25 protein-coding genes are annotated in these 26,046 nt (G+C 32.4%); 13 read left to right on the top strand and 12 right to left on the bottom strand.

The genetic code is table 11. The features are described from left to right. The first annotated feature begins 18 nt into the window (after nt 1-18). From Z054_RS0117285 to Z054_RS0117230, 11 genes are all read left to right on the top strand, one after another. Nucleotides 19-705, top strand: coding sequence for a metal-dependent transcriptional regulator (locus Z054_RS0117285; RefSeq protein ID WP_024771301.1), 687 nt, complete (start codon nt 19-21; stop codon nt 703-705). An 81-nt stretch (nt 706-786) separates the two neighbouring features. Further along, nucleotides 787-1,566 (top strand): 3'-5' exonuclease, encoded by a 780-nt coding sequence (locus Z054_RS0117280; protein ID WP_024771300.1) that lies wholly within the window; start codon nt 787-789, stop codon nt 1,564-1,566. Nucleotides 1,567-1,590: 24 nt separating this feature from the next. Next, nucleotides 1,591-2,202: a fumarylacetoacetate hydrolase family protein gene (locus Z054_RS0117275; protein ID WP_024771299.1), complete on the top strand. Its 612-nt coding sequence runs from the start codon at nt 1,591-1,593 to the stop codon at nt 2,200-2,202. Beyond that, entirely contained in the window at nt 2,203-2,541 is a 339-nt protein-coding gene (locus tag Z054_RS0117270) for an Hpt domain-containing protein (protein WP_024771298.1), read from the top strand. Between the two features lie 2 nt (nt 2,542-2,543). Then, the gene (locus Z054_RS0117265) at nt 2,544-3,785 is read left to right on the top strand and encodes a CinA family nicotinamide mononucleotide deamidase-related protein (protein WP_024771297.1); all 1,242 of its coding nucleotides are present in this window, start codon (nt 2,544-2,546) and stop codon (nt 3,783-3,785) included. Nucleotides 3,786-4,508: 723 nt separating this feature from the next. After that, nucleotides 4,509-4,748 carry a 50S ribosomal protein L28 gene (gene rpmB, locus Z054_RS0117255; RefSeq protein ID WP_024771296.1) on the top strand — a complete coding sequence of 80 codons (240 nt, stop codon included), beginning with the start codon at nt 4,509-4,511 and terminating at the stop codon, nt 4,746-4,748. 26 nt (nt 4,749-4,774) lie between these two features. Further along, the gene (gene rpmG, locus Z054_RS0117250) at nt 4,775-4,957 is read left to right on the top strand and encodes a 50S ribosomal protein L33 (protein ID WP_024771295.1); all 183 of its coding nucleotides are present in this window, start codon (nt 4,775-4,777) and stop codon (nt 4,955-4,957) included. Nucleotides 4,958-4,963: 6 nt separating this feature from the next. Continuing rightward, nucleotides 4,964-5,116 (top strand): DUF4295 domain-containing protein, encoded by a 153-nt coding sequence (locus Z054_RS31060; RefSeq protein ID WP_084050429.1) that lies wholly within the window; start codon nt 4,964-4,966, stop codon nt 5,114-5,116. Between the two features lie 124 nt (nt 5,117-5,240). Next, nucleotides 5,241-6,194, top strand: a complete 954-nt coding sequence (gene ftsY, locus Z054_RS0117240; protein WP_024771294.1) for a signal recognition particle-docking protein FtsY — start codon at nt 5,241-5,243, stop codon at nt 6,192-6,194. A 135-nt stretch (nt 6,195-6,329) separates the two neighbouring features. Beyond that, nucleotides 6,330-7,943: a carboxypeptidase-like regulatory domain-containing protein gene (locus Z054_RS0117235; protein WP_024771293.1), complete on the top strand. Its 1,614-nt coding sequence runs from the start codon at nt 6,330-6,332 to the stop codon at nt 7,941-7,943. Nucleotides 7,944-7,999: 56 nt separating this feature from the next. Continuing rightward, nucleotides 8,000-9,673: an amidase family protein gene (locus Z054_RS0117230; RefSeq protein WP_024771292.1), complete on the top strand. Its 1,674-nt coding sequence runs from the start codon at nt 8,000-8,002 to the stop codon at nt 9,671-9,673. Nucleotides 9,674-9,703: 30 nt separating this feature from the next. Here Z054_RS0117230 and Z054_RS0117225 read toward each other — a convergent pair whose 3' ends face one another. After that, on the bottom strand, nt 9,704-10,807 hold the full coding sequence (locus Z054_RS0117225; protein WP_024771291.1) for a serine hydrolase domain-containing protein: 1,104 nt from the start codon (nt 10,805-10,807) through the stop codon (nt 9,704-9,706). 151 nt (nt 10,808-10,958) lie between these two features. Between Z054_RS0117225 and rimO the strand changes: the two genes are divergently transcribed. Then, nucleotides 10,959-12,260, top strand: coding sequence for a 30S ribosomal protein S12 methylthiotransferase RimO (gene rimO / locus Z054_RS0117220; RefSeq protein WP_024771290.1), 1,302 nt, complete (start codon nt 10,959-10,961; stop codon nt 12,258-12,260). Here rimO and Z054_RS0117215 read toward each other — a convergent pair. After that, nucleotides 12,257-12,766: a hypothetical protein gene (locus Z054_RS0117215; protein ID WP_024771289.1), complete on the bottom strand. Its 510-nt coding sequence runs from the start codon at nt 12,764-12,766 to the stop codon at nt 12,257-12,259. The genes rimO and Z054_RS0117215 overlap by 4 nt on opposite strands. Nucleotides 12,767-13,295: 529 nt before the next feature. Here Z054_RS0117215 and Z054_RS0117210 point away from each other — a divergent pair. Continuing rightward, complete coding sequence (locus Z054_RS0117210; RefSeq protein WP_024771288.1) at nt 13,296-14,147, top strand: M57 family metalloprotease; 852 nt, start codon at nt 13,296-13,298, stop codon at nt 14,145-14,147. Nucleotides 14,148-14,400: 253 nt separating this feature from the next. On the opposite strand, the gene Z054_RS0117205 is transcribed toward Z054_RS0117210, so the two are convergent. The 10 genes from Z054_RS0117205 to Z054_RS0117160 form a co-directional block, all read right to left on the bottom strand. Next, nucleotides 14,401-14,589, bottom strand: a complete 189-nt coding sequence (locus tag Z054_RS0117205) for a hypothetical protein (protein WP_024771287.1) — start codon at nt 14,587-14,589, stop codon at nt 14,401-14,403. 475 nt (nt 14,590-15,064) lie between these two features. Further along, nucleotides 15,065-15,778, bottom strand: coding sequence for a pirin family protein (locus tag Z054_RS0117200; RefSeq protein ID WP_024771286.1), 714 nt, complete (start codon nt 15,776-15,778; stop codon nt 15,065-15,067). Nucleotides 15,779-15,796: 18 nt separating this feature from the next. Then, nucleotides 15,797-16,576 carry a hypothetical protein gene (locus tag Z054_RS0117195; protein ID WP_024771285.1) on the bottom strand — a complete coding sequence of 260 codons (780 nt, stop codon included), beginning with the start codon at nt 16,574-16,576 and terminating at the stop codon, nt 15,797-15,799. 349 nt (nt 16,577-16,925) lie between these two features. Then, complete coding sequence (locus Z054_RS0117190) at nt 16,926-19,793, bottom strand: M16 family metallopeptidase (RefSeq protein ID WP_024771284.1); 2,868 nt, start codon at nt 19,791-19,793, stop codon at nt 16,926-16,928. 50 nt (nt 19,794-19,843) lie between these two features. After that, the gene (locus tag Z054_RS0117185) at nt 19,844-20,536 is read right to left on the bottom strand and encodes a hypothetical protein (protein ID WP_024771283.1); all 693 of its coding nucleotides are present in this window, start codon (nt 20,534-20,536) and stop codon (nt 19,844-19,846) included. A gap of 6 nt (nt 20,537-20,542) precedes the next feature. Further along, the gene (locus tag Z054_RS32150; protein ID WP_024771282.1) at nt 20,543-21,019 is read right to left on the bottom strand and encodes a hypothetical protein; all 477 of its coding nucleotides are present in this window, start codon (nt 21,017-21,019) and stop codon (nt 20,543-20,545) included. A gap of 52 nt (nt 21,020-21,071) precedes the next feature. Next, on the bottom strand, nt 21,072-21,782 hold the full coding sequence (locus tag Z054_RS0117175; protein WP_024771281.1) for a hypothetical protein: 711 nt from the start codon (nt 21,780-21,782) through the stop codon (nt 21,072-21,074). Nucleotides 21,783-21,799: 17 nt separating this feature from the next. Beyond that, nucleotides 21,800-22,867 (bottom strand): ribosome small subunit-dependent GTPase A, encoded by a 1,068-nt coding sequence (gene rsgA / locus Z054_RS0117170; RefSeq protein ID WP_024771280.1) that lies wholly within the window; start codon nt 22,865-22,867, stop codon nt 21,800-21,802. A 42-nt stretch (nt 22,868-22,909) separates the two neighbouring features. Continuing rightward, a complete protein-coding gene (locus Z054_RS0117165) occupies nt 22,910-23,710 on the bottom strand; it encodes a hypothetical protein (RefSeq protein ID WP_024771279.1) in 801 nt (266 codons plus the stop codon). Nucleotides 23,711-23,867: 157 nt separating this feature from the next. Further along, on the bottom strand, nt 23,868-26,042 hold the full coding sequence (locus tag Z054_RS0117160; protein ID WP_024771278.1) for a M3 family metallopeptidase: 2,175 nt from the start codon (nt 26,040-26,042) through the stop codon (nt 23,868-23,870). Between the last annotated feature and the right edge of the window lie 4 nt (nt 26,043-26,046).

Raw genomic sequence — 26,046 nt, 5'->3', positions numbered from 1 at the left:
AAACTAAAAAAGTTAGCCATGACTAACAAATTAAATTTGAATAATTTAACAAAAAGTGAAGAAGATTACTTAAAAGCTATATTTCAGCTACTTATTGAGGATGATTCTGTAAAAGTGGGAAATAACCAATTAGCAGATTACCTTAAGGTTTCTCCGGCTTCTACAAATAATATGATTAAGAAGTTGAAAACCAAAGGTTATGTAGTAAGTGAAAAGTATGGTAAATTAGATTTAACAGAAGAAGGTAAGTCAATTGCAGTACGATTGATTCGTAAACACAGGTTATGGGAGACTTTTTTATGTAACTATCTTAATTTTACCTGGGATGAAGTTCATGATGTAGCAGAACAATTAGAGCATATTAAATCTCGTAAGTTGATTGATGAATTGGATCGGTTTATGGATTTTCCTAAAAAGGACCCTCATGGTGAGATGATTCCTAATGCAAATGGAGAATATTCGATTATACCAAAAATTATGCTTTCTTCTTTATCAGAAGGGGATGTTTGTCAACTTGTTGCTGTAAATGATGGATCTGTTCATTTTTTAAAATATGTATCAGAAATCGGATTGGCATTAAGTAGTGAAATAAAAATTCTTGAAGTTCGGGAATTTGATAAATCAATTCGTATTAAATTTGATAATATAATAGAAACGGTTACAAGAAAATTTGCGGATAATGTATTCGTTAAGAAGGTTGTATAGTTTTTGCAAATGTTAAAATAGAGCTAGTCTATAAGAATGTTAAAGAATAGCTGTTATCTTTGAGTATCACACAATCAATTTATGGAGCTTAATTTAAAAAGACCGATATGTTTTTTTGATCTTGAAACTACCGGCATAAATATTTCTAAAGATCGAATTGTAGAAATCTCTATTCTAAAAATATTTCCGAATGGTACCCAGGAAAGTAAAACCTGGTTGGTTAATCCTGAAATGCCAATACCTGCAGAAACTACAGCAGTGCACGGTATCGATGACGCTAAAGTAGCTAATGAACCTATTTTTAAGAAGTTAGCTGGTAAAGTTAGTGAAATGATAAAAGGCTGCGATTTGGGAGGTTTTAATTCTAATCGGTTTGATATACCATTATTGGCTGAAGAATTATTACGAGCGGGATTAGATTTTGATATGAAAAGTACAGTTGCAATCGATGTTCAAACCATTTATCATAAAATGGAAAAGAGAACATTATCTGCTGCATATAAATTTTATTGTGATAAAGATTTAACAGATGCGCATTCTGCTGAAGCCGATACACTCGCTACCTATGAAGTGCTAAAAGCGCAGTTAGATCGTTACCCAGAATTAGAAAACGATGCTAAATTTTTGTCAGAATTTAGTTCTAGAAAACAGTTTGCAGATTTTGCCGGTTTTATTGCTTATGATGATAACAAGAAGGAAGTTTTTTCTTTTGGTAAACACAAAGGTAAATTGGTAGAACAAGTGATGGAAGAAGAGCCAGGATATTTTGGATGGATACAAAATGCAGATTTTCCTTTATATACCAAAAAAGTACTTACAGCTGTTCGACTTCGTAAGTTGAATAATAGCCTGAATTTATAATCATTTCTCTTATTATTTTATATCATGAAACTTATTTGCATAGGTCGCAATTATACAGATCATATTGAAGAATTGGAGAATGAAAGGCCAGAAAATCCAGTGGTTTTTATGAAACCAGACACTTCTATTTTGTTAAAAAAACAACCTTTTTTTATTCCGGATTTCTCAGATGATATTCACCATGAAGTTGAGGTATTGATAAAAATAAACAAAGTAGGTAAGCATATTGATAAAAAATTTGCTCATAAATATTATGATGAAATAAGCCTTGGGATAGATTTTACGGCACGAGATTTGCAAGCTAAACTCAAAGCAAAAGGCCTTCCTTGGGAGAAAGCTAAGGCCTTTGATGGAGCGGCAGTAATAGGAGCATGGGTGTCTAAAGATAAATATGACGATATCGATTCTATTGATTTTCGATTAGAGAAAAATGGTAATATCGCACAGCAAGGGAATACAAGACTTATGTTGTGGAAGATCAATGAATTAATAGAATATGTGTCAAAATATTTTACTTTAAAGATAGGAGATATTATATTTACAGGTACACCAGCGGGTGTTGGAGCGGTAAAACCGAACGATACTTTGACTGGATATATAAACAACCAACAATTTTTTTCAATAAAAGTAAAATAAATGAGCAAAGGATATAGTTTAAAACATGTAAATGAATTATCAGGAGGCGATAACGAATTTATAGCTGTCCTGGTACAGACTTTTCTAGAAGAAATACCGCCAGATCTCGATAGTATGGTTCAAGCTGTAAATTCTGATAATCCACAGATGGCATATCAATATGCTCATAAGATGAAACCTAATCTTCAATTATTTGATATTGATCTTTTAACGCAAATTAAACAGATTGAAGCTTGGTCTAAAACGAAGAAAGCAAAAGAAGAGATTATACCTATTCTGGATCATATTGTATCTACAGTGAATGGGGCTCTCGAAAACCTGAAAGCAGATTTTAACTAAGTATGCTTGCAGAAATTATTACTATAGGAGACGAAATTCTGATTGGACAAATCATTGATTCTAACTCTGCATTTATTGGTAAAGAGCTTAATAAAATTGGGATAGACGTGCATCAAATCTCATCTATAAAAGATGATAAGCAACATATTCTCGATGCAATAGCAGAAGCTAATAATAGAGTAGATGTTGTATTGATAACAGGAGGTCTTGGCCCTACAAAAGATGATATTACAAAACATACCATTTGCGAATATTTTGAAGATACATTGGTAGAAAACAAGGATGTGCTTGCACATGTCGAAAGATTATTTGCTAAATATATTTCCACACCAATTTCTGAAGTAAACAGACAGCAAGCACTTGTACCTAGTAAATCAACCGTTTTGATGAACCTCTATGGTACAGCTCCCGGGATGTGGTTAGAAAAAGAAAACAAAGTTTTTATATCTATGCCCGGAGTTCCTTATGAAATGAAAGGGTTGATGAAAGATGAGGTACTACCTAGGTTGCAAAAAAGGTTTAACAGACCATATATCATTCATAAAACAATACTTACCTATGGTATGGGGGAAAGTGCAGTGGCAGAAAAAATTGAAGACTGGGAGAATGATTTACCTCCATTTATCAAATTAGCATATTTACCCAATTTAGGAAGAGTAAGACTTCGTCTTTCGGCAAGAGGGGGCGATAAAAAACTCCTCGAGGATACTATAGAGAATAAGATATCAGCATTAAATCTTATAATAGGAGATATTATTGTAGGATATGAAGAAGATGAAACTATAGAGGCAAGAATTGGCCAACTATTGATTAAGCAAGGTAAAACACTTTCGGTTGCAGAAAGTTGTACAGGTGGTAAAATAGCCCAATCATTTACAGCCAATGCGGGTGCTTCTGCTTATTTTAATGGCGGAGCTGTTACCTATGCTACACAATCCAAAATAGATATATTAGGTATAGATCCTGAGATTATTAAAAAATATACAGTGACCAGTATCGAGGTTGCAGAAGCCATGGCTATAGCAGCAAAAGAAAAATTTAAATCAGATTATGCTATTGGTACTACAGGTAATGCTGGACCTACAAAAGGTGATGGAGATGTCGAGGTAGGAACAGTTTTTATTGCAATAGCCTCTCCAAAAGGTGTTTTTTCAGAGAAATATGTTTTTAGTAATCTTAGAGAGCGAACCATTGGCAAAGCTGTAAATAAATCTTTCGAACTATTACTTAATGCATTACTATAAAATCATTACCACCTAACCTATAACTCAGGTATTCTTTACTCTAACTTACAATATCAATAGTGCTTATCGATATGTTTTTGCAATTCATCGACAAAAAAACGCGATTGAACTGTAAAACGTGTTTTTAAATAATATACAGAAGTAGTTTTACAGTAATCAAAGCAATATTGATAACTATGAAAACTTTATTTCTTTCTTCTAAAATGATACTTTCTTCACTAATAGGAATGTTAGTGTGATTAACCATAACAAGAAAAGCAAATAACAGTATGTTTGGTTCAGAAATGGAAACTTTTAAATATGTAAATGAATTAAATGATTCTATGAAACAGATAGAAAATAATATACGGAGTCAAAATGTTGAATACACCGATCAAGGTTTATAAAAAAAAGTTTTTGTCATAATTAGGTTAGTTAGGTTTTATTGGTGTTTAGTATGTGTTTATATTATAAAACACAACAAAAAAAGTGGGTCATTTTTTAATGACCCACTTTCGTTTACTACTTAATTACCCCATATTAAGTAGTTAGTTACAATTGTAAAACTAACTGATGTAAAGATAGATGTAATGTTGTATTTTTGAAATACGTAAAAATACCTGTTTTTTGATTTTTCTAAAGCAGTAAAAAAAAGAAGAAAAATTACCAAACTATTATTGGTGGTTCGGTAAATAATTCGTTAATTTGCACCCTGTTTTGAAATAATACCAAAATTAAGAAGAGATGTCAAGAGTTTGCGAGCTTACAGGTAAAAAAGCAATGGTTGGAAACAATGTTTCCCACGCGATGAATAAAACAAAACGTAAATTCAATGCGAATTTAATTAAAAAGCGTTTTTATATTCCAGAAGAAGATCGTTGGGTAACACTTAAAGTGTCAACCGCTGCATTAAAAAATATAAATAAGAACGGAATCTCAGCTGTTTTAAAAGAAGCAAGAGCAAAAGGTTTCTTAAATAAATAATCTCTTTATTTTAAAAGATACTTATAATGGCAAAGAAAGGTAATAGAGTACAGGTAATCTTAGAATGTACAGAGCATAAAGCTTCTGGTAAACCGGGTACATCAAGGTATATTACAACCAAGAATAAAAAGAACACTCCAGACAGAATAGAATTAAAGAAATTTAATCCTATCTTGAAGAAAATGACTGTTCATAAAGAAATAAAATAATAAGAGATGGCAAAGAAATCAGTAGCATCATTACAAACAGGATCAAAGAGATTAACTAAAGCCATTAAAATGGTAAAATCTCCAAAAACTGGAGCCTATACTTTTGTAGAATCAATTATGGCACCAGAGGCGGTAAGCGATTTTTTAAAGAAAAAGTAATTCCGTACAAAATATTTTAAAAAGAAGCCGTTTCAATTGTATTGAAATGGCTCTTTCTTTTTATATTTAAGCAATATAACTAAATGTTTTAGTTTTTTAATTTCTAGCATATTGAATAGTACAAATGGGGCTTTTTAAAAATATATTTTCTTCAGAGAAAAAAGAAACACTAGATAAAGGATTAGAGAAATCAAAAACAAACTTTTTCTCTAAATTAAGTAAGGCAGTAGCCGGTAAATCTAAAGTAGATGATGATGTTTTAGATGATCTGGAAGAAATATTGGTTACAAGTGATGTCGGAGTTAAGACTACCATTAAGATTATTGAGCGTATAGAGAATCGGGTAGCAAAGGATAAATATCTTGGAACAGATGAGTTAAATCAAATCCTTCGCGAAGAAATCGCTGGTTTACTTTCTGAAACTAATGTGGGAGAAGCTACTGATTTTGAAATTCCAAAAGATAAAAAACCATATGTAATAATGGTGGTTGGGGTAAATGGAGTAGGAAAAACCACTACAATAGGAAAACTAGCCTATCAATTAAAGAACAAAGGATTAAAAGTGGTATTGGGTGCTGCAGATACATTTAGAGCAGCTGCAATCGATCAACTACAAGTATGGGCAGATCGTGTAGATATTCCAATCATAAAACAAGACATGGGAAGCGACCCTGCTTCTGTGGCTTTTGATACGCTACAATCTGGAGTAAATCAAGATGCCGATGTTATCATTATAGACACAGCAGGTAGATTACATAATAAGGTCAATTTAATGAATGAGTTGACAAAAGTAAAACGAGTGATGCAAAAAGTTATAGGAGATGCTCCTCATGATGTATTATTGGTTTTAGATGGTTCTACAGGTCAAAACGCATTTGAGCAAGCAAAACAATTTACAGCAGCTACAGAAGTTACTTCATTGGCTGTAACCAAACTTGATGGAACCGCCAAAGGCGGAGTTGTAATAGGAATAAGCGATCAGTTTAAGATTCCGGTAAAGTATATAGGCGTAGGAGAAGGGATAAAAGATCTTCAGGTATTTAATAAATACGAATTTGTAGATTCTTTCTTCAAATAAAACGTTATAAAACTGTTAAAAAAGGCACCTTGATATCATCAAGGTGCCTTTTTTGTTAACTTTTATTGCTAGATAAGATATGTTTAAGAATTAATTATCGTTATAAACTTTTAAAATATACAGATTTAATAATTTATGGTAAAGAAGATAAGTTTAATCAAAGTAATTATTTTGTTTTGTTTTTTGCCAGAAATTAATGCTCAGGATTTATCCGGAGTTGGTGAATTATTTTGCAGAGTCTTGAGTGCAGATTCTGAGTTTCCGGTATATTATGCTACGATTAAGATATCGGGTACTAATAGAGGATTAATAGCAGATGAAGAGGGCGAGTTTAGGCTTCCGAATAACATTGGTGTTTCAGAAAAAATTAAATTATCCTCAATAGGATACAAGACTAAAGAAATTACAGTTAAAGAACTTAAAACTGATCAGATCAATATAATTTATTTAGAATCAAATATTGAAGACTTAGATGCAGTTACCGTGGTTTCAAGTTCGAAGCCAAAAAAACAGGAACGACGTTTTTCTGCCAAACAAATTGTACTCAAAGCGCTAAGTAGTATTTCTTTGAATTACCCTGAAAAACCTTTTTCATATATAGGATATTACCGTGATTATCAGCAGCCCATAGACGATTCTTATGAGTATATTTCCAAACGACATAAAAATAGTACTCAATATATTAATCTAAACGAAAGTATTATTGAAGTATTTGATGCTGGATTTGGAACAGACTACTTAACAAATAATCAAAATCAAACTGTTGTCTATAGCTACAATCAAAACAAAACATTTGCCCAGGATGATATGCTCGCAGTTCCTTATGATAATAAAAACAAAAAATATTTAAAAAATGTTTTTATCCCACCCTTTGGAGGAAATGAACTTAATGTGCTTAATATAACCAATGCTATACGAAATCATGATAGAACGTCTTTTTCTTTTATTGATGTTTTAGACGATAACTTCATAAAAAACCATTTTTTTAGTATAGAAGGTATTAGCTATCTTGATGATATACCAATTTATGAGATTAATTTTGTTACCGAAGAACGAGCATCGGGGAAATCACATTCTGGTAAAGGGAAAATTTTTATTTCCAAAGAAAATTTTGCGATTCATAAACTTCACTACGAATTGTATGGACAGAATAAAAAAGCTCCACTATATGAAGCAACCATAGAATATGTTCCTATTAAAGGAAAAATGTATTTAAACTATATTACATTCAATAATAAATTTCAAGCAGGTAGTGATCATTATTTTAAAATAATGGCTACAGATTTAGACACTGATGATATGTTTTTTGATGTTTATTTCAATAATGTGTTAGATAAAAATACTTTATATCCTATTCATAAAAAGTTTAAAGTAGTATATACATATAAAGAAGAGAAAGTAAAGATTAAGCAAGTTATAGCTCTTGATGACCGTATTAGAGTTGTATTAGACAAAGAACAATTATTTTCTTTACCCAATTTTAAACTGGATAACCTTTCAGAAGTACTTAGGCTGAAAATTAGAAATGTAAAAGATACAGACGGAAAAGTTTTACATGAAATCCCAAAGGTTATTTTAAATCAATATAGAGAGGTATTTATACAAGAAGTCTTTCTTGGTAAAAAACTAGAAGGAGATATGAGATTAATGAATAAAAATTCTCCTTTATCTGAAGCTGCAATTAATCCTTTTAAAGATAAAGACAAATATTGGGTGAATACTCCTTTAAAAAGGATCAAAAAACATTGATGAAATAATTTTTTCACAAAGCTGAAAGAGGGTTAAAAATTAAAAAATATACTGATATGAAAAATGTAAGCTTTTTTCTTTTTGCAATTTTTGTTTTTATTGCTTGTAAAAAGCAAGATAAAACAGAAACACAATTAGAAAAAGAACCAAGGGTAGTTTGGCAACCATATGATGAAGCTGCAGATTTGGCGGCTACAGAAATGTTGGAACAGACAAGGATGCATTTAAAATTAATAAATTCTAAAGTACTGGATAAAAATGATATCTGGAAAACTTTGGAACCGGAGTTAGATTTCTTTTCTGAAGAAAAATATAATGATTTAAAAAAGTTTATTCTTGAAAAAAATATTCCCACCATTCAACAACAAATAAAAGATGGTAAACTTACCTATGAAGAGTTAACACTTTTCTATATCTATCGTATCAGAAAGTACGAAAGTGATAATGCATTATCTTTAAATTCGGTAATTTCCCTTAATCCAAAAGTAGTAGAGCAAGCTAGAGATTTGGATAAAATGGATAAAAAGAATATTGATATTAATTCTATTTTCGGAATGCCGATTTTGTTAAAAGATAATATAGGAACAAAAGATATGGTAACTACAGCGGGAGCCGTAGCGTTACAAAATAATAAAAGTAAAAGTGCATTTATCACAGAACGATTATTAGATAAAAATGCATTAATTCTTGGTAAAGCTAACTTAAGCGAATGGGCATATTTTTTATGTTCGGGATGCCCTGTTGGATATAGTGCAATAGGAGGACAGACACTTAACCCTTATGGTAGAATGGTTTTTGAAACTGGTGGCTCCAGTTCGGGGAGTGGAGTTGCTGTTGCAGCTAATTTTTGTGTTGCCGCAATAGGAACAGAAACCAGTGGATCTATTTTGTCACCATCTAGTCAGAATTCTGTTGTAGGTTTAAAACCTACTATAGGAGTATTAAGCAGAACAGGAATAGTACCTATCTCAAGTACATTAGATACCCCGGGGCCTATGACTAAGAGCGTAATTGATAATGCTATCTTACTTAATGCTGTTATAGGTAAAGATGATAATGATGTTATCTCTAAAGCGATAGACATAAATTTTATGGACTCAATTAAGGAGGGTTCTCTAAAAGAAAAACGTTTTGGAGTAATTAAAGAACTTTTAGAAGATTCTATCTATAAAATTGCTGTAGAAAAAATAAAGAAAGCAGGAGGAGAGATCATAGAAATTGAACCAGAACGAGTACAATTACCAGGTTTTCTAAGTATTTTAAATATAGACATGAAAAATGACCTTCCTGTATATATAAGTACTCAGTCGGGGAGTGATATCACCGTTAAAAATATAAAAGATGCAATTGTATTTAATCAACAGGACTCGATAAAACGAATTCCTTATGGGCAGCAGTTGTTTGAAGGTATCCTTGCAGATAGTACTACTACCGAAGAATTGAATGTAATAAAAGAAAATCTAAAAACGATTGCACGTAATTATTTTGATACTCATATTGATAAACATCAGCTGGATGTGATACTATCCATAAATAATTATCATGCAGGCTATGCTGCTGTAGCCAAATATCCTGCTCTTACGGTTCCTATGGGGTATACAGGTAAAGGTGAACCAAAAGGACTTACATTTATAGCTAAACCTTTTTCTGAAGCCTTATTGTTGCAATTAGGTTATGCTTACGAACAAGCTACAAAAGAAAGAAAAGAACCTGCTAATTATATGGATTAAGAATAAGGTTACTCCAGATATTGGTTTTAACTATTTAATTAGCAGATTAATTTTCCCCCATAATTCATTATCAAAGCCAGAAGGTCCTAATAATGAACCTCCAGTATCATCACCCATTCTTACAATGACCAGATTTTGACTAGGAACGATATATAGTTTTTGATCATTTTTACCCAAACCAGCTATAAGATCATCTGGGGCATTAGGAATTAAAGACCCAATAAATTCATTTTCAAATCCAGGAACTCTATAGCTTGATTTTCCGTTTAACCACCATAAATAACCATAAGATTGATTTAAAACCTGAGAAGTAGTGGTCATTTGGGTAAAGTAGTTTTGATCAGTAAGAATTTGTGTAGTATCCCAGGTCCCTTTATTAAGGCTTAACAAACCAAAACGAGACATGCTTCTGGCTGTACTATAGTAAACATTTGCATAGCCAAGAGTAATCCATGCACCGTTCATTCCTATTCTATTTTTTATTTTGACATCAAAATAGGTGTTGTATTCTTGATTTGTGGCTTCCGAAATAATATCTTTTAGTATTGTATATGCAGCATTATGATAATACCAAACATTATCAGAATCATTAAGGTAAGTAAAACAATTAGCATCAGTACAATTCTGATTCAAAACGTTATAATCTAAACCTGTTGTCATGGTTAAATGATTTCTAACCGTTATTGCATTTTGTTGTTCTGTAGTAATATTTGCCCATCCTGTTCCCAGGTATGTTGCCGAAACGTCATTTATATCTAATAGGTTTTCTTGTTGAGCTATCCCAACCGTAAATGCAGTTAAGGTCTTTCCTGCAGAGTACCAGGGGTTATTGTCAGAAACTGATCCTCCGTTAAGGTATTTTTCAATAACAATTTTTCCGTTTTTAAGAATGATAAACGCTTTAGTACCTTTTTCTTCAAGGAAATCATATAATGGTTGCTCGTTACTTATATTCCACCCTAAATCTTGAGCAGGTATTGTTTCCCAGGTATCTGAATTGATAGGTGGAAAATATATGGTATTAGAATCGGTACTAATCGTTTCATTATCTATTGTTTCTATAGACTCATTATCAGAACAAGACAAAGTAGAGCACAATATCGAAACCAGAAATAGTATGGAATTCTTTTTCATAGGTTGGGTTTTGTAGACTAAGACTCTACAATATACAAAAGGTTTAATCTATGTTTTGTTGTATAATCTGGATTGGACTTATATAGTTATTCAATTTATATCGTATACTTTGGTTAATCCTTGTATCTTTGCACACCTTTATCCGGAAGATATGAGAACAAAGACATTAAAGAAGAACAAAATCAATGTAGTTACACTTGGGTGTAGTAAAAATGTATATGATAGTGAGGTGTTGATGGGACAACTGCGTGCCAATAATAAAGAGGTTGTTCATGAAGAGGAAGGAAATATTGTTGTCATTAATACATGTGGTTTTATTGCTAATGCCAAAGAAGAGTCTGTAAATACTATTTTAGAGTATGTGCAGAAAAAAGAAGAAGGAGCAGTCGATAAAATTTTTGTTACTGGTTGTTTGTCAGAACGGTATAAGCCAGATTTGGAGGAAGAAATTCCTGATGTAGATCAATACTTTGGTACTACAGAGCTCCCCGGATTATTAAAGGCTTTAGGAGCCGATTATAAACACGAATTGATTGGAGAACGATTAACTACAACTCCAAAAAATTATGCATACCTTAAAATTGCAGAGGGATGTGATCGTCCTTGCTCTTTTTGTGCAATACCTTTGATGAGAGGTACTCATAAATCTACTCCCATAGAAGAATTGGTAATAGAGGCAGAAAAGTTAGCTGCAGATGGAGTAAAGGAATTAGTTCTGATTGCACAGGATTTAACCTATTACGGACTAGACCTATATAAAGAAAGAAAATTAGCAGATTTACTAAGAGCATTGGTAAAAGTTGATGGTATAGAATGGATACGTTTACATTATGCATTTCCGACAGGGTTTCCTATGGAAGTACTTAAAGTAATGAAAGAAGAACCAAAAGTGTGCAATTATATCGACATACCTTTACAGCATATATCTGATCCGATACTAAAATCAATGCGACGAGGAACTACCAAAGCAAAAACAACAAAACTTCTTGAAGAATTTAGAGAAGCTGTTCCCGAAATGACTATTCGTACCACACTTATCGTGGGATATCCGGGAGAAACGCAGGAAGATTTTGAAACATTGAGAGAATGGGTAAAAGAAATGCGTTTTGAACGTATGGGATGCTTTACATATTCACATGAAGAAAATACTCATGCTTTTAATCTAGAAGATGATGTACCAGAAGAAATAAAGATGGAAAGAGCAAATGAGATTATGGAGATTCAATCGCAAATCTCATGGGAGCTAAATCAACAAAAAATCGGACAAGAATTTAAAGTAGTTGTAGATCGCAAAGAAGGAAATTACTTTGTAGGCCGTACCGAGTTTGACTCTCCAGATGTAGATAATGAAGTGCTTATAGATGCATCTAAGTATTACCTTAAAACAGGTGACTTTACAACAGTAAAAATAAATGAAGCAGAGGATTTTGATTTATATGGAGAGGTGATTTAATTTTCTTTTACAGGTTTATAATCACCATCAAATACAGTTATCCAATTTTTTCCTTTATCAGTGCTTTGATACCAGGTTTGTCTTATTGTAGTATCCCTGTTTTTTTGCCACTTGATTTTGTTTAATACTACTCCCTTTTTTGTAGTCACTTCATTTTGTAATACCATTTTACCATCTTCAAGATTGCCAATAATGTGCAAGGTAAGCCCACTATTATCTACCCAAAATTGCTCCCATTGATCAGTTCTGGGATTGTATTTATTTAGACTTGTACCATGATATTTTGATGTTGTAGAACGGTAGGTTTCTTTAATAACTTTATTGTCCACAATCGATTCTATTGTACTCTTTCCTACAATAGAATCTGTATTATGTTTATATACATTCCATTCTCCGACCCAAAAATTAAATTCTTTGTATTTATGATCTATTGTTTCTTGAGCAATAATCTGAGAGCATCCTAGCCCAATAAAAAGAAAAAAAAGGATTCTATTTAATGTTTTCATTTTTTAGGAATTGTTTTTTAAAGATACTGTTTGTTTTTTTTATAAAAAGAGGCTATTTAAAAAGTATATAAATGACCTTTTTAGTTTCCCTGATTTTTCTTCTTATTGTTTAATAAGAGTATAGTTTTTTGATTTTTGTTAAATATTTAAAATATTGAAGTTGATTATTTTTTTAAATCTAAATTCTATGATGTGTAAGAAAAAACTTTCGTTTTCCTTAGGATCTTTATTAGCCTTTTGTCTTAAGACTTTATTCACTTGTTAATTGGGTATGTGAATTGTGTATTTGATCGATTTTATTGTTATTTGAAAATTAGATTTTTGATAATTTTTTTAGAAGAATCATATAATTTTGACGTATTTACAATAAATACTTCAAAATATTAGCTTAATCTTTCGTAAAAATAACATATCTTCAAACCGCAAAAAATTAGAAAAGTTCAAAGCTTTCTATATAATTGTATTTAGAAATAGAGTTTTTAAACTCTGTTTTTAGTTTTAATAACTACACAAACTCAATTTAATTAGAATGAAAAAAATCAAATTATTAGCGCTTTGCGCTATCGTTGCAGGATTTACAACATCTTGCGAAAAAAAAGAAGTTTCTAATGAAACACAAGAAGAAGCTGTTAAAGAACAGCTTTCAAAAGCTCATATCCAAGGACTTTTGGATGCTGGGGTTAATCCTAATGGAGCTGAGTATACAACGCTAAAGCGCCCTGATGGATCAACAATAAAAGCAATTAAGTCTCATGATATTGCTATTGCACTTGATAACTTAGCAGAACAGGCTTTAGAAAAAATGGATAATGGTACTAAGCAATATAGAACTAGAAATCTTGTAAGCCAAGGACGTACAATTAATGTTATTGGTTATACAGGAAGTGGTCGTGCATTGACTAGTAAAATGCGTACTGGCTTACAGTGGGCTGTAAATAATTACAATGCAGTTAGTACCTCTTTAACTTTTAGACTAACTTTTTCGGCTAGCACAAATGGCGATATTGTAGTTCAAAATTTTGGTGGATCGAGTGCAGGAGGTCAGGCAGAATTTCCTAGTAGAGGTCGACCAGGAAAATTCATTGAAATATATGGTGGTATAGACAATTATAGTGCTAATGTTGTAGAGCATTTAATGACTCATGAGATGGGCCATGCAGTTGGTTTAAGACATACTAACTACGCTCGAAGAAATTGCAGAGATTCTAACAACGAAGGACAAGGTAGTGTTGGAGCTATTCATGTTCCTGGTACACCAACAGCCAATCAAACTGGTCAACAAGGTTTAGATACTGATTCTGTTATGATTGCCTGTTTTAGTGGTAATGAAGATGGAGAATTTAGTAATTATGATAGAATAGCTTTAAGGTACATGTATTAAGAATAAAGTATTGAAAGCTTTGAACTTTTTGTAAAAACCATCCTGTTAACTAAGGATGGTTTTTTTATTCGTTTATCCACGATCACAGGAAAATATTACTTTTTAAGAAAAAGAAATCTAAGAAAACTTTCAAAACAAAAAAGACTGCCTTTACAGACAGTCTCTTTTAAAATAGATTCTTTTGCTTTTTGGCTAACTCTATACTCGTATAAAGAGAAACTATTTTTTGACCAAGGAGCTTTATCTCCTTAGTTTAGTTATTTAAACCACCGTCAACTTCAATGTAATTATCAATGATTTTTCCTGGCTCAATTGCAGGATTAATTTCAGGGTTAACTTCAGGTCCGTTTTCTGGAGTGAATGCATTTTCATCAAATGACTCTGCTTCACATGAAAATAAGATAATAACAACTGCAAGTAGAAATGGTAATTTTTTGATCATCGTTTTAAATTTTATTTTGGGTTAAAATTTTTATTTATTTAAATCGGCGGCAAATGTATCTAAAAAAATGACACGAAATATTAAAATTTCACTAACGAATTATTTGATAATCAGAAGTTTTAAAAAGAATGGATTATGAAGTTTTCAATCAGAATACCGAAGGAATTCTTAATTATACAATGCTCTATAGAAACAAGAATGATTTTATCAATTTTTGAATCATTTTATTGAAAATTTGCTAACACTGAAGTTACTCTAATAAGATCAATAGTTAACAATTTGATAACATTGGGGGTCTTTTTTAGTTATTTATTATTGAATAATTATTAATAACCTATTTTTGTTGATTATTATGTATTATTAAGTGCGAAGAACATATGTCTTGTTAAACGTTAGGACTAAAAAAAACTGATTTGATAATATGTAATGCGTTTTTCATTTAAAAATGAAATTTCTATATATGGTATAATCAAAATCAACTAGTCATTGGTACTTCCATTAGTAATATTTTTGAGTCATTATCAGCTTTAATTTTAATACGATCTGTTTCCCATATACCAAGTCCATCCCTTTTATGTAGGTTTTGATTTTCTATAGTAACATCACCATCTAGTATAAATACGTATACTCCATTTTTTGAATCTTTTAGAGTATAGTTTTGGATATTTCCCATTTCTAATTCACCTATATGAAACCAGGCATTCTGATGTATCCATACTCCCGAATCATCTGTGTTGGGGGAGAGAATCTGATATAATTGATTTTGTAGATTTTTGGTATGCAAAGTAATTTGATCATATCTGGGCTCGACATCTCTTTGATTAGGAACAACCCAAATCTGTAAAAATTTTACTTCTTGATCAGTATTTCTATTATGCTCGCTATGAAATACCCCTGTACCTGCACTCATAACTTGTATGTCACCTTGTTTAATAACCGTTGTGTTTCCCATACTATCTTTATGCTCTAGGTCTCCTTCTAAAGGAATAGATATAATTTCCATATTATCATGTGGATGTTTTCTAAAGCCCATACCTGGTGCAACTATATCATCATTAAGCACACGTAATACCCCAAAATTCATTCTCTTTGGATCATAATAATTTGCAAAACTAAAAGAGTGGTGAGAACTTAACCATCCATGCTCTGCTTTTCCCCGGGTATTTGATTTGTGTATAATTGTTTTCATAGTCAATGATATGAATAATTAATTTTCTTTTGGCAAACCTAATACATATAAAATTTCACTTGGTTTCCCTTTTTTTACTTCAATTTCCCAATCAAAATTATTGCTATTATTCAATTCAGAGATCATTTGTTTCAACTCAGGAATTGTATACGTTCTCAATACAGAGATTACACCATCCCAAAGTATAAACAGCGGTAATATCGGGATGAGATAGGTAAATAATAACCGACCCAGTTTAAAAGGTCTTATAAAAGGAGTCATTAATACAACAGTAATAGGTGATAAGAGCATAGGGATCATGCTTTTGATATTTCTTTGTTGTGGTTCAAAAACTCCAATGGGCTGATTGGTGTCTACAGCATTTTGAAAAATGGCTTTTGCATTTTCTGGCTTAAAATGATGTAGAGATATAAATTGAGTCCTAAACCCTTTTAATTCTGAAGGAACATTCATTGCATCCACAGGGTAGTCAATAAAATCGAATATACCCGGCATCTTTGATTTAGTTCTCTTAAAAGCATCCAGATTTGGATAATAATCAGATAGAGTAATTTTTAAAGTTGGATTATTCTTTTTTAGATGCTCTGCAAGTTTAATTAAACCGCCACCACCGCCAGAAGCAATATCAATTATTTGGTTATTTCCTACACTTTTGATTCCTCTATCAAGAATAGGAATAATACTTTTATAGATATCGAATGTATTTGATCCAAATTGTAAAAAATCGGTCATATAGTTTCTTAAGTTTTCAGGAAACCAATGTAAATCCTCAAATTCAAATACATGTATCCGTTTCATTTCGGTATAAAAATTATAGAAATAATGCTACAATAGTGTTCTTGCTAAAGTCTTTTTAGAAACTTCTATTTTCTTAAATTAAAAATACAAAATCATTTAGTTAATTAGATGTATTTCTCTGATGGATACTGATAAAATTTAGTTAATTATGTTTCCAAGGTCTTTGGATGTATATTAAAAAAACGTTTTACAAACAGTGTCTTCTTAACCGTTATACGGTAAGGGGTTATGGATTGATTGCAGCAGGTAAATATAGATTTTCATTATTTATATCAATACAACACAGGCCTATTCTGATATAAGTTCAGAATAGGCCTGTGTTTACTGTTTTAAGAAATAAATAGAACCTTTAATCCTTAACTGCTGTATTTTCTTCATTCAATAAAACGGGAGTACCAAAACCTAACTGTTCTAGTTTTTTGAGTTGTGTTTTTGCATCACCTACCACAAGGTAAATCATTTTGTTAGGGTCTAGATATGTACCAGTTAGTTTTTTAATCTGATCTATGGTCATATTATTTACAATTGCCTCTCGTTGTGTAACATAATCTTTTGGATATTGAAACGTACTCATATTAGTTAGCATATTCAATTTAGAATTAAAGGTTTCAAAAGCTCTTGCATTACTTTTTATTAAAGAACTTTTTGTGATATCTAAATCATCTTGAGTATAATTTTTCCCGTAATTATTCAGAATTTCTTTAACCAAATCAGCCGATTCATAGGTGACATTAGATCTTACACCGCTAGATATTGTAAACATTCCTGGGATAGTACTTCCCGAAAACCCAGAGCGTATACCATAGGTGTATCCTTTGCCTTCTCGTAATTGTTGCGTGAGTTGTGATGCAAAACCACCACCGCCCAGGCGATAATTCATAATCTGGACTGGATAATAATCTGGATCTGTTGCTGCTAATGCAGGATACCCAAATCGCAATTGAGATTGTTTAGCATCGGGTACATCATAAAAGTATACTTTGGACTGCTGTGGAGCTTTAGGTGCATTTAAAGCAGGGAATTTAACCTCTTTGTGTTGCCATTTGGTATTTAGGCTTGCTAGAGATGTTTTTGTCATAGCTTTTGTGATATCACCTACCACATGCATTTTGGTTACATTTGGAGCTATATTAGTGCTATAATATTGTTTAAGATCTTCTATTGTAATAGAAGGTACAGAGGTTTCTGTACCTAAATTATTATGAGAAAGAATATGATCTTTTCCATAGCTTAGTTTAGCATATTCATTACTGGCAATACTTCTAGGGCTTGCTTTTTCTTGTTGAATCTGGCTAATAACACTTTGCTTGATTAACTCAAACTCTTTAAGATCCCATCTTGGCTGAAGAATCATTTCTTCTACCAAAGCCATAATTTTACTATAGTTTCTGGATAAAGTACTTCCACTTATTATAATACTTTCGTCTCTTGCCGAAATATTAATAAATGCACCCAGGCTTTCTATTGCATTTTCTAATTCTTCTGTAGTTTTGTTTTGGGTGCCTTTAGTCATGAGTTGTGCCAATAAGTTTGATACACCTACTTTATCAGATTTTTCTAATAATAAACCTCCTCTTATGTTTATCCTAAATTGTACCAGAGGAATTTCATCATTTTGTATTCCGTATACTTCTATTCCTGACGAAAACTGATCTTGCCATACTTGTGGTACGGTAACCTCTGGAGTATCTCCATATGGCGGTTCTGTTGATCGATCAAAACTAGATGGGGTTTTCTTATAATCTACCACTATACTGGCATCAAAATTTTCTTCTGCTCCTGCTACAATTTTTTCCTCAACTATCTCTGCAAGTTTAGAATCTTTTAAAGCCAAATTACTTTGTCCGATAGGAACAAAGCTTGTGGCAACATAATGTTTTCCTTTGATATATTGATTATATACTCTATTTACATCATCAATGGTTACTGCAAGGATATTTTTTACATCCTGGTTAATAAAACCGGGATCTCCTGCAAAAATTTCATATTGTGCTAGCTGAAAGCCTTTACCCAATACACTGGATAAACCATTGTAAAATGCAGTTTCCTGACTTGATTTAATACGATCAAGGTCTTCTTGCGAGATTCCTTCGGTCTCAAATTTTGTAAAAGCTTCAGAAACGGCACTATCAATAGTACTTAGATTTGTTTTTTCAAATCCACGAATAATCAAATGATATTGGCCTGTTAATTCTGATCCAAAGTTAAACATGGTAATTTCGGGAGTAAGCTGCTTGTCTTCTACCAATACTTTATTGAAAGGAGCTTTTTTTCCTTCAGATAAATATGTAGAAAGTACTTCTAAAGCATATGAATCCGAATGATATACTGGTACGGTTGGCCAAGTCATCGTTAATTGCGGAAGACGTGCAAAATTATCTTCATAATATAATTTTTTAGTCTCGGTCAAAACCACGGGACGTTTTTCTAATGCAGGAATGTCTTCTCCACGTTTAATTTCATCAAAATATTTATGCACCCATGTTTTGGCTTGATCCGGATCAAAATCTCCTGCTATAGTAAGTGTAACATTATTAGGGACATACCAATGATTATAGAAATCTTTTACATCTTGTAGCGTAGCGTTTTGTAAATCCTCTAATGATCCAATTACCTGCCAGCTATATGGGTGATCTGCAGGATACATGTTTTTATCGATTACATAATTAACATGTCCATAAGGGCGATTATCTACACTCTGGCGCTTTTCATTTTTAACCACTTGTTTTTCTTTGGCGAGAACGGGATCAGTAACGGTATTGATAAAAAAGCCTAATTTATCAGCTTCTGCCCAGATCATTTTTTCAAGTGCATCTTTAGGTACAGTTTGGTAATAGTTTGTGCGATCCTGACTTGTAGAACCATTTGCTCCGGATCCACCAATACGAGCACTCATTTTATCTAATCCACCTTTCCCTAAATTCTCTGATTCGAGAAAAAGCAAATGTTCGAATAGATGAGCAAAACCAGTTCTTCCTTCTTTCTCACGGGCAGAACCTACGTGCGCGGTTAAGGCAACAGCAACAACTGGGTCTGATTGATCGATATGGAATACCACTTGTAATCCATTATCGAGGGTGAATTTCTCAAAGTCGACTTTAAATTCTTTATTCTCAACGATTTCGGTAGATGACTCTTCTGTTACTGTATTCTTTTTACAGGAAACCAAGACTCCTGATATTATTAGAATAAATACTAAAAATTTAATTGTTTTCATGATTGATAAAGTATTGATGAGTATGAAATTTTTGTATATAGCATTAGTTATTATTCGTTTCCTATAATTTTATATATAGTAAGATCACTAATTTGAGTAATTGATATTAGGTCCTCTTCGATTTTTGTTACAACGGGTTTCAGTTCTTTTAATTCTTCTTTTTCATGATCATATTCTAATGTTTTCTTAACCTTTGTTTTTGTTAAGAAATTAATACTGGTGTTTCCAGCCCCATCGTGAGTAGCATTCCCGTAGTTGTTTAATTCTGAGCCAATAAGCATATAGTCATTGTATTTTTTTTCGAATCTAAATTTTATTTCATAGTCATGCCTCATAGATTGATGACTAATACTTAGTATATGGGTTGTTATTTTAAGTGATGGATTTTCATTATAAATAAAAGCAGAAGTTAAGTTTCCGCTTAGTGCTTTTTGTTTATATGTATCATTTTCTGATCCTTCGTATATAGCAATTCTAACCTCTTCGGGATCAGTATCCTCTATATTGGTGTTTGAATTTACAATTATGGCCACAAAATCCTGATAACCATCCTGATTCAAATCTCCAAACGCTATCTTCTTTTCATTTTGAACTACAGCGATTTCAAAACCTTCAGCAATAAAATTAGTAAAGTCTTTTATACTACTCTCTTCTTTAACATCTTCTTTTTCAAGAACCTGTTTCTTTTCACTATTGCAAGAGAAGAGTATCATTATTATGAATAGAGATTTGATTTTTTTCATTTTATACTACTCCTTTTTTGGTGGTAATTCTACTTCTCCGTTAGGATGGATACGACATAGTACCTTATTAAACTGATCTATTAGGTTTAGGACAAATACCACAGGACCTTCTTTAGGTATTTTTTGAAATTCATCACTCTTAGCAATATCGGTAAGACCTTGTAAGACTCCCTGGCAAGCATTATGAAAGCATTTTTCTTTATACTCGTGATCATCTTCACGATAATAATCGCCTTCTTCATTTAACGGGAAAAATGCTTCTAAATCTAATACTCCGCAATCACTAAAGACTTCTCCTTCAGATCCACCACCATATCCCATAAAGCCTAAATCCGGAGGTGTTGTGATCTCTCCCTGAGCAGCAAATACAATTTTAGAAACCGGATGTAAAGGGTCATACCCGGTATGATTAGAATCAGCAAAATAGGTAAAGCTTTCTAGAAGATCTGTTGTTATCTGTTTGATTATAGTGTCTTGATTCATGTTTTTATTTTTATTACTTGACGAGATTTAGGATGTTTTTTGTATCAACTAATTATTTTTTATCGACTTTTAATTCATTTAGTATGATGAGTTTTTGCCATATTTTTCTACTTAGTCCTGTAGTTAGTATTTCGATTTCGTTTACCGCCCTTACTACTTTCTCGTCGGGTAGACTTTGAGAATATAGGGCTGCAACTTTACCAACTAATGCTGTGGCTTCAGAGCAATAGTCAAGATATCGCTGAAGCTGAAAGTTAGTAAAGGTTCGTTTAGGAGAGTTTTCTGTAGCAGATTCTGGTACATCAGTGACATTTGGATCTTTTGTTAATTGATGCATATCAATAACATGAGCAATTACCCTGAGTTCATTAAGAGATTTCAGTGCTCGTTTCATTTTTAGTCTAGATTCTAATGAAAAAAGGAAAAAAATTGCAGCACCTAATAGTATGATATCATTAAAAATAGCTTCAGAAATAGTAACCACATTAGCAAGGGTAGTATTTTCAATTTGTAAATCAATATAGGTGATACTGTAGATCAGACCTCCTAAACCGATTAGTATGATCATATGAGAAAATACACGAAGTAAAATATTTGGAGAAGAGATCCAATCAATATTTTGCTTGCTTTTTTGAGCAGTATGCAAGAATTGAAAGCAAACCTCTCTAAGTCCCGAATCAGGAAATCGATCCGAAACTCGTTTTTCGAGTAGATCGATGGTTTTAATGATTTTTTCTGGTTCCAGTTTTATACTGTTATTCATATATTGACTACATTTTATTAGTATTTATCATTCCTCCTCTGCTTTTGAACACTTCTAATCATTTTTCCTAAGTCTTTATCTTTCTTTTTTCTCTCTTTGATATCTGATTCAAAATGCATTTTTTCTTTTTCCATTTTTCGAAAATTAGAATATGAGTCTTTATCAATTTCTCCGTTTTCAACAGCTTCCAGTATAGCGCAACCTTCCTCATGCACATGTGTGCAATCTTTAAATCTGCAATTGTCAGCATATTCAATAATGGTTTCGAATGTAGTTTCTAATCCACTTGTTGTGTCAGCAATCCCGACTTCTCGCATCCCGGGATTATCGATCAAAATACCACCATTTTCCAATACAATTAACTCTCGATGACTTGTTATATGTTTTCCTTTGTTTACACTCGAACTTATTTCTCCTGTTTTCATTTGTAGCTTACCTGCAAGGTTGTTAAGAAGAGTGGATTTTCCGACTCCGGAAGATCCAAGTAGACAGTATGTTTTTCCTTTTTGGATAATTTGATTTAGATGATCATACCCTTTGACTGTTTGGTTGCTAACTGTAAGTATTGTAATGTCTTTGATTCGTTGCTTTATCTGGTTTATGATATTCTGCAAATCGGTTTCATTTAGCAAATCAATTTTGCTTAAAATAATAATGGGTTCAACTTTAGAGGCATTACAGATTGTTAAATACCTTTCTAATCTATTAATATTAAAATCACGGTTAACGGCTTGGACAATTAGACCATAATCAATGTTTGTTGCGATTATTTGTACTTTTCCTGATGCTCCAACGGCTTGTCTTTCTATGATAGAGTTTCGAGGATAAATAGCATGAATTAGAGCTTTACCTTCATCATACTCTGAAAAGGCAACCCAATCTCCAACAGCAGGAAAGTCATATCTGCTTTCTGCTGTATATCTTAAATTACCAATGAGTTCTGCATCAAATTCATGTATAGGAGTCTTAATAACATATCTTTCTTTATGCTCAGATAGTATTCTGCCTACTTCAAAAGAATCTAAATTTTGTTTGATTCTAAACTGCTCTAAAGTATTGGTATATCCTAAATCTTGAATTGTCATTCTGTGTTTTTGTTTTTTTAGAGTTTGGTTACATTATATTCTCTAAAATTTCTTTTTAATTGGTGGTACTGGAGCAGGAGCGGGAGTAGGAAAGAAAGTTGGATCAAATCTATCTAACACTTCTATTCTTGACGTGTTTATGTCTATTTTTAAACGATACTGCTCAAAGAGTTCATTAAAGTGATTAGAGTCAATAAGGTCATGATCTATCCTTCTTATTGCCATTTCATATACATTTTCATTATGCGCTGTTATTACTATTAGATAATTTCTAATTAGTTCTACTATCCCTTGGGAAGCAAAATTCTTAATTTCTTCTACATCATTGGTCACTAGGATATCATTTATTTTTTTCACAATACCATCATGATTTTTTAGAAGTGTATGGTATGAATAAGAATCGTTCATCCCATAAAGACTCATCACAAGATCTTCGGGTTTTACTTTATTACCTACCACAAACTCGATACCTCCATCTGGTGTTCTTACGACAGAAGGGTCTTCCCAGTCTATAGTAATTGTTTCTATTCCCCAATTAAATTCATCTTCTTTATAAACTCCGGGGTTCACAAAAAATGTAATTTCATTCTTAGTATAATAACCCTTATCATTAAGCATTCTTTTTTTGAGGTGAATTCTTGTTAAATCATCAACCGGAAATCCATTGTTTTCTAGTTTTTTGGCAACTTTTACAATAAGCTTTTGTTCTAAACTCGTAAACTTGGCAATGGCAAGCTTAAGTCCTCTAACTATATCCATTGATGATGATTTTTGATATTTTTTACCATTAAAAAAAAGTACAAGAACACAAAGTACAAATGCTGATTTATATATGTATTTCATAAAAGCTTCATATTAGTTCTTTTATCACAACTACATCTATTCTATACTTCGTATAGTTTAATTTTTATAATGAAGTATAACTCTCTTCTATATAAAAATACACATATACCCTCTGTTATAATGGCATATGTGCATTTTAATTACATGTTATTTTTAGTTACGACTTAGGAACCGGGAATCCTCTGTCTTTCATTAATGCTTCAATCTTAGCATCACGTCCTCTAAATTTGCGATATGCTTCTGCAGGATCCATAGCGTTGCGTGGTGCAAAAAGGTATTTTACCAGTTTAGCAGCAACTTCTTTATCATAAAATCCTCCTGGAGCTTCAGCAAATGCTTCTGCTGCATCAGAGGTAAGTACATCTGCCCACATATATCCATAATATGCAGTGGCATATCCTTCTCCAGAAAAGACATGTCCAAAATGTGGTGTGCGATGACGCATCACTAATTCTTTTGGCATATGTAATTCTGTTAGTGTTTCTTTTTCAAATTTATCTACATCGATATTGGTTGGGTCTGCTAAATGAAATTTCATATCCATTAGGGCAGAGGCCAGGTATTCTGTTGTAGCAAACCCTTGATTAAAGGTAGCTGCTTTTTTAATTTTATCAACCAGTGTTTTTGGAATAGCTTCTCCGGTTTTATAATGTACAAGATAATTATCAATTACTTTATCGGTAGATAACCAACGTTCTAACAATTGAGATTGAAATTCTGTATAATCACGTACACCTCCATTAAGAGTTGGATATTTCACTTCTGAGGAGAAGAAATGCAAAGCGTGACCAAATTCATGGAAAAAAGTAGTAGCATCATCCCATGATACTAAAACGGCTTCTCCCGGAGCCGGTTTTACAAAATTAGAGTTATTAGATCCCAGTACATTCTTTTTACCATCAAAAGTAGTATGACTTCTATAGGTAGTTGCCCATGCTCCAGATCGCTTACCAGGTCTGGCAAACGGATCTAGATACCATAATCCAATATGCTCTCCAGAAGTTTTGTCATTTACTTCCCATACTTTTACATCTTCATGAAAAACAGGAACTTTACCATCTTCGATAGGAGTGAATTTAAAATTAAATAATTCACCAGCAACAAAGAACATAGCTTCTCTTAACTTATCTAATTGTAAGTATTGTTTTACTTCATCAGAATCCAGGTCATATTTTTTCTTTCTTACTTTTTCTGCATAGTAGCGATAATCCCATGGTTCGATTGTTATCTTATCCCCATTTGCATCTGCTACGGCTTGCATATCAACTACTTCTTCTTTTACCCTTGCTATAGCAGCTGGCCAAACAGCATTCATAAGTTTCATAGCATTGTCAGGATTCTTAGCCATACGATTTTGTAGCCTCCAGTCTGCATAATTATCGTGTCCTAATAAACCAACACGTTCTTTTCTTAATTTTAGTATTTTGGCGATATTTTCATTATTATCCTTAGTATCACCATTGTCTCCTCTAGAATAGTAGGTTCTCCATACTTTTTCACGTATAGCACGCTCATCAGAATAGGTAAGGAAAGGATCCATAGAAGACCTCGTATTGGTCACCGCATATTTACCATCCTGCTCTCTATCGGTTGCCGCTTTTGCATATGCTTTAATCAAAGGCTCTGATAAACCGCTTAATTGATCTTTGGTTAGATAGGTAACATATCCTTCTTCATCTTCTAAAACATTATTAGAAAAGTTGGTATATAGTTCTGATAATTCTTTGTTGATTGCTGCATAGCGTTTCTTCTTTTCTTCATCCAGCTCTGCTCCATTCATGGCGAATGACTTATAGGTAAGATCCACCACACGTTGTTGATCTGCTTCTAATGGTGTTTTTTGAGCATTATCATAAACCGTTTTGATTCGCTTAAACAGCTTTTCGTTTTGTGATATTTTAGAACTAAATTCTGATAGCTTAGGAGCCATTTCTTTTTGAACGTCTCTAAATTCTGGAGAAGACATATTACTACTTAGGATACCGTAATATGTAAAAACTCTATCGAGTTCTGCTCCGGATCTCTCCATTGCAACTATTGTATTTTCAAAAGTAGGGGCCTCAGAGTTATTTGCAATCTCATCAATTTCTTTAAGATTAAGCTCCATTCCTTTTTCAAGGGCTGGTTTTATGTCAGCGACATTCATTTTGTCGAATGCAGGAGTACCACCATATGGACCAGTCCATTTGGTTAATAAGACATTTGCTGTCTCTTTAGGTTCCGATGCTGTTGTTGTTTCCACAGTTTCTTTCTTTTGGTTACAACTGGCTAAAAGTACAATAGCCGATAAAGCTACAGTCTTAAAAGTTGTAGAGAGTTGTGAGTTAATCATGATT

The sequence above is a fragment of the Aquimarina macrocephali JAMB N27 genome (genome assembly GCF_000520995.1).
GTDB lineage: Bacteria > Bacteroidota > Bacteroidia > Flavobacteriales > Flavobacteriaceae > Aquimarina > Aquimarina macrocephali.
Note: the sequence above shows the minus strand (reverse complement) of the source record. Positions and strands in the feature narration are given on the sequence as shown.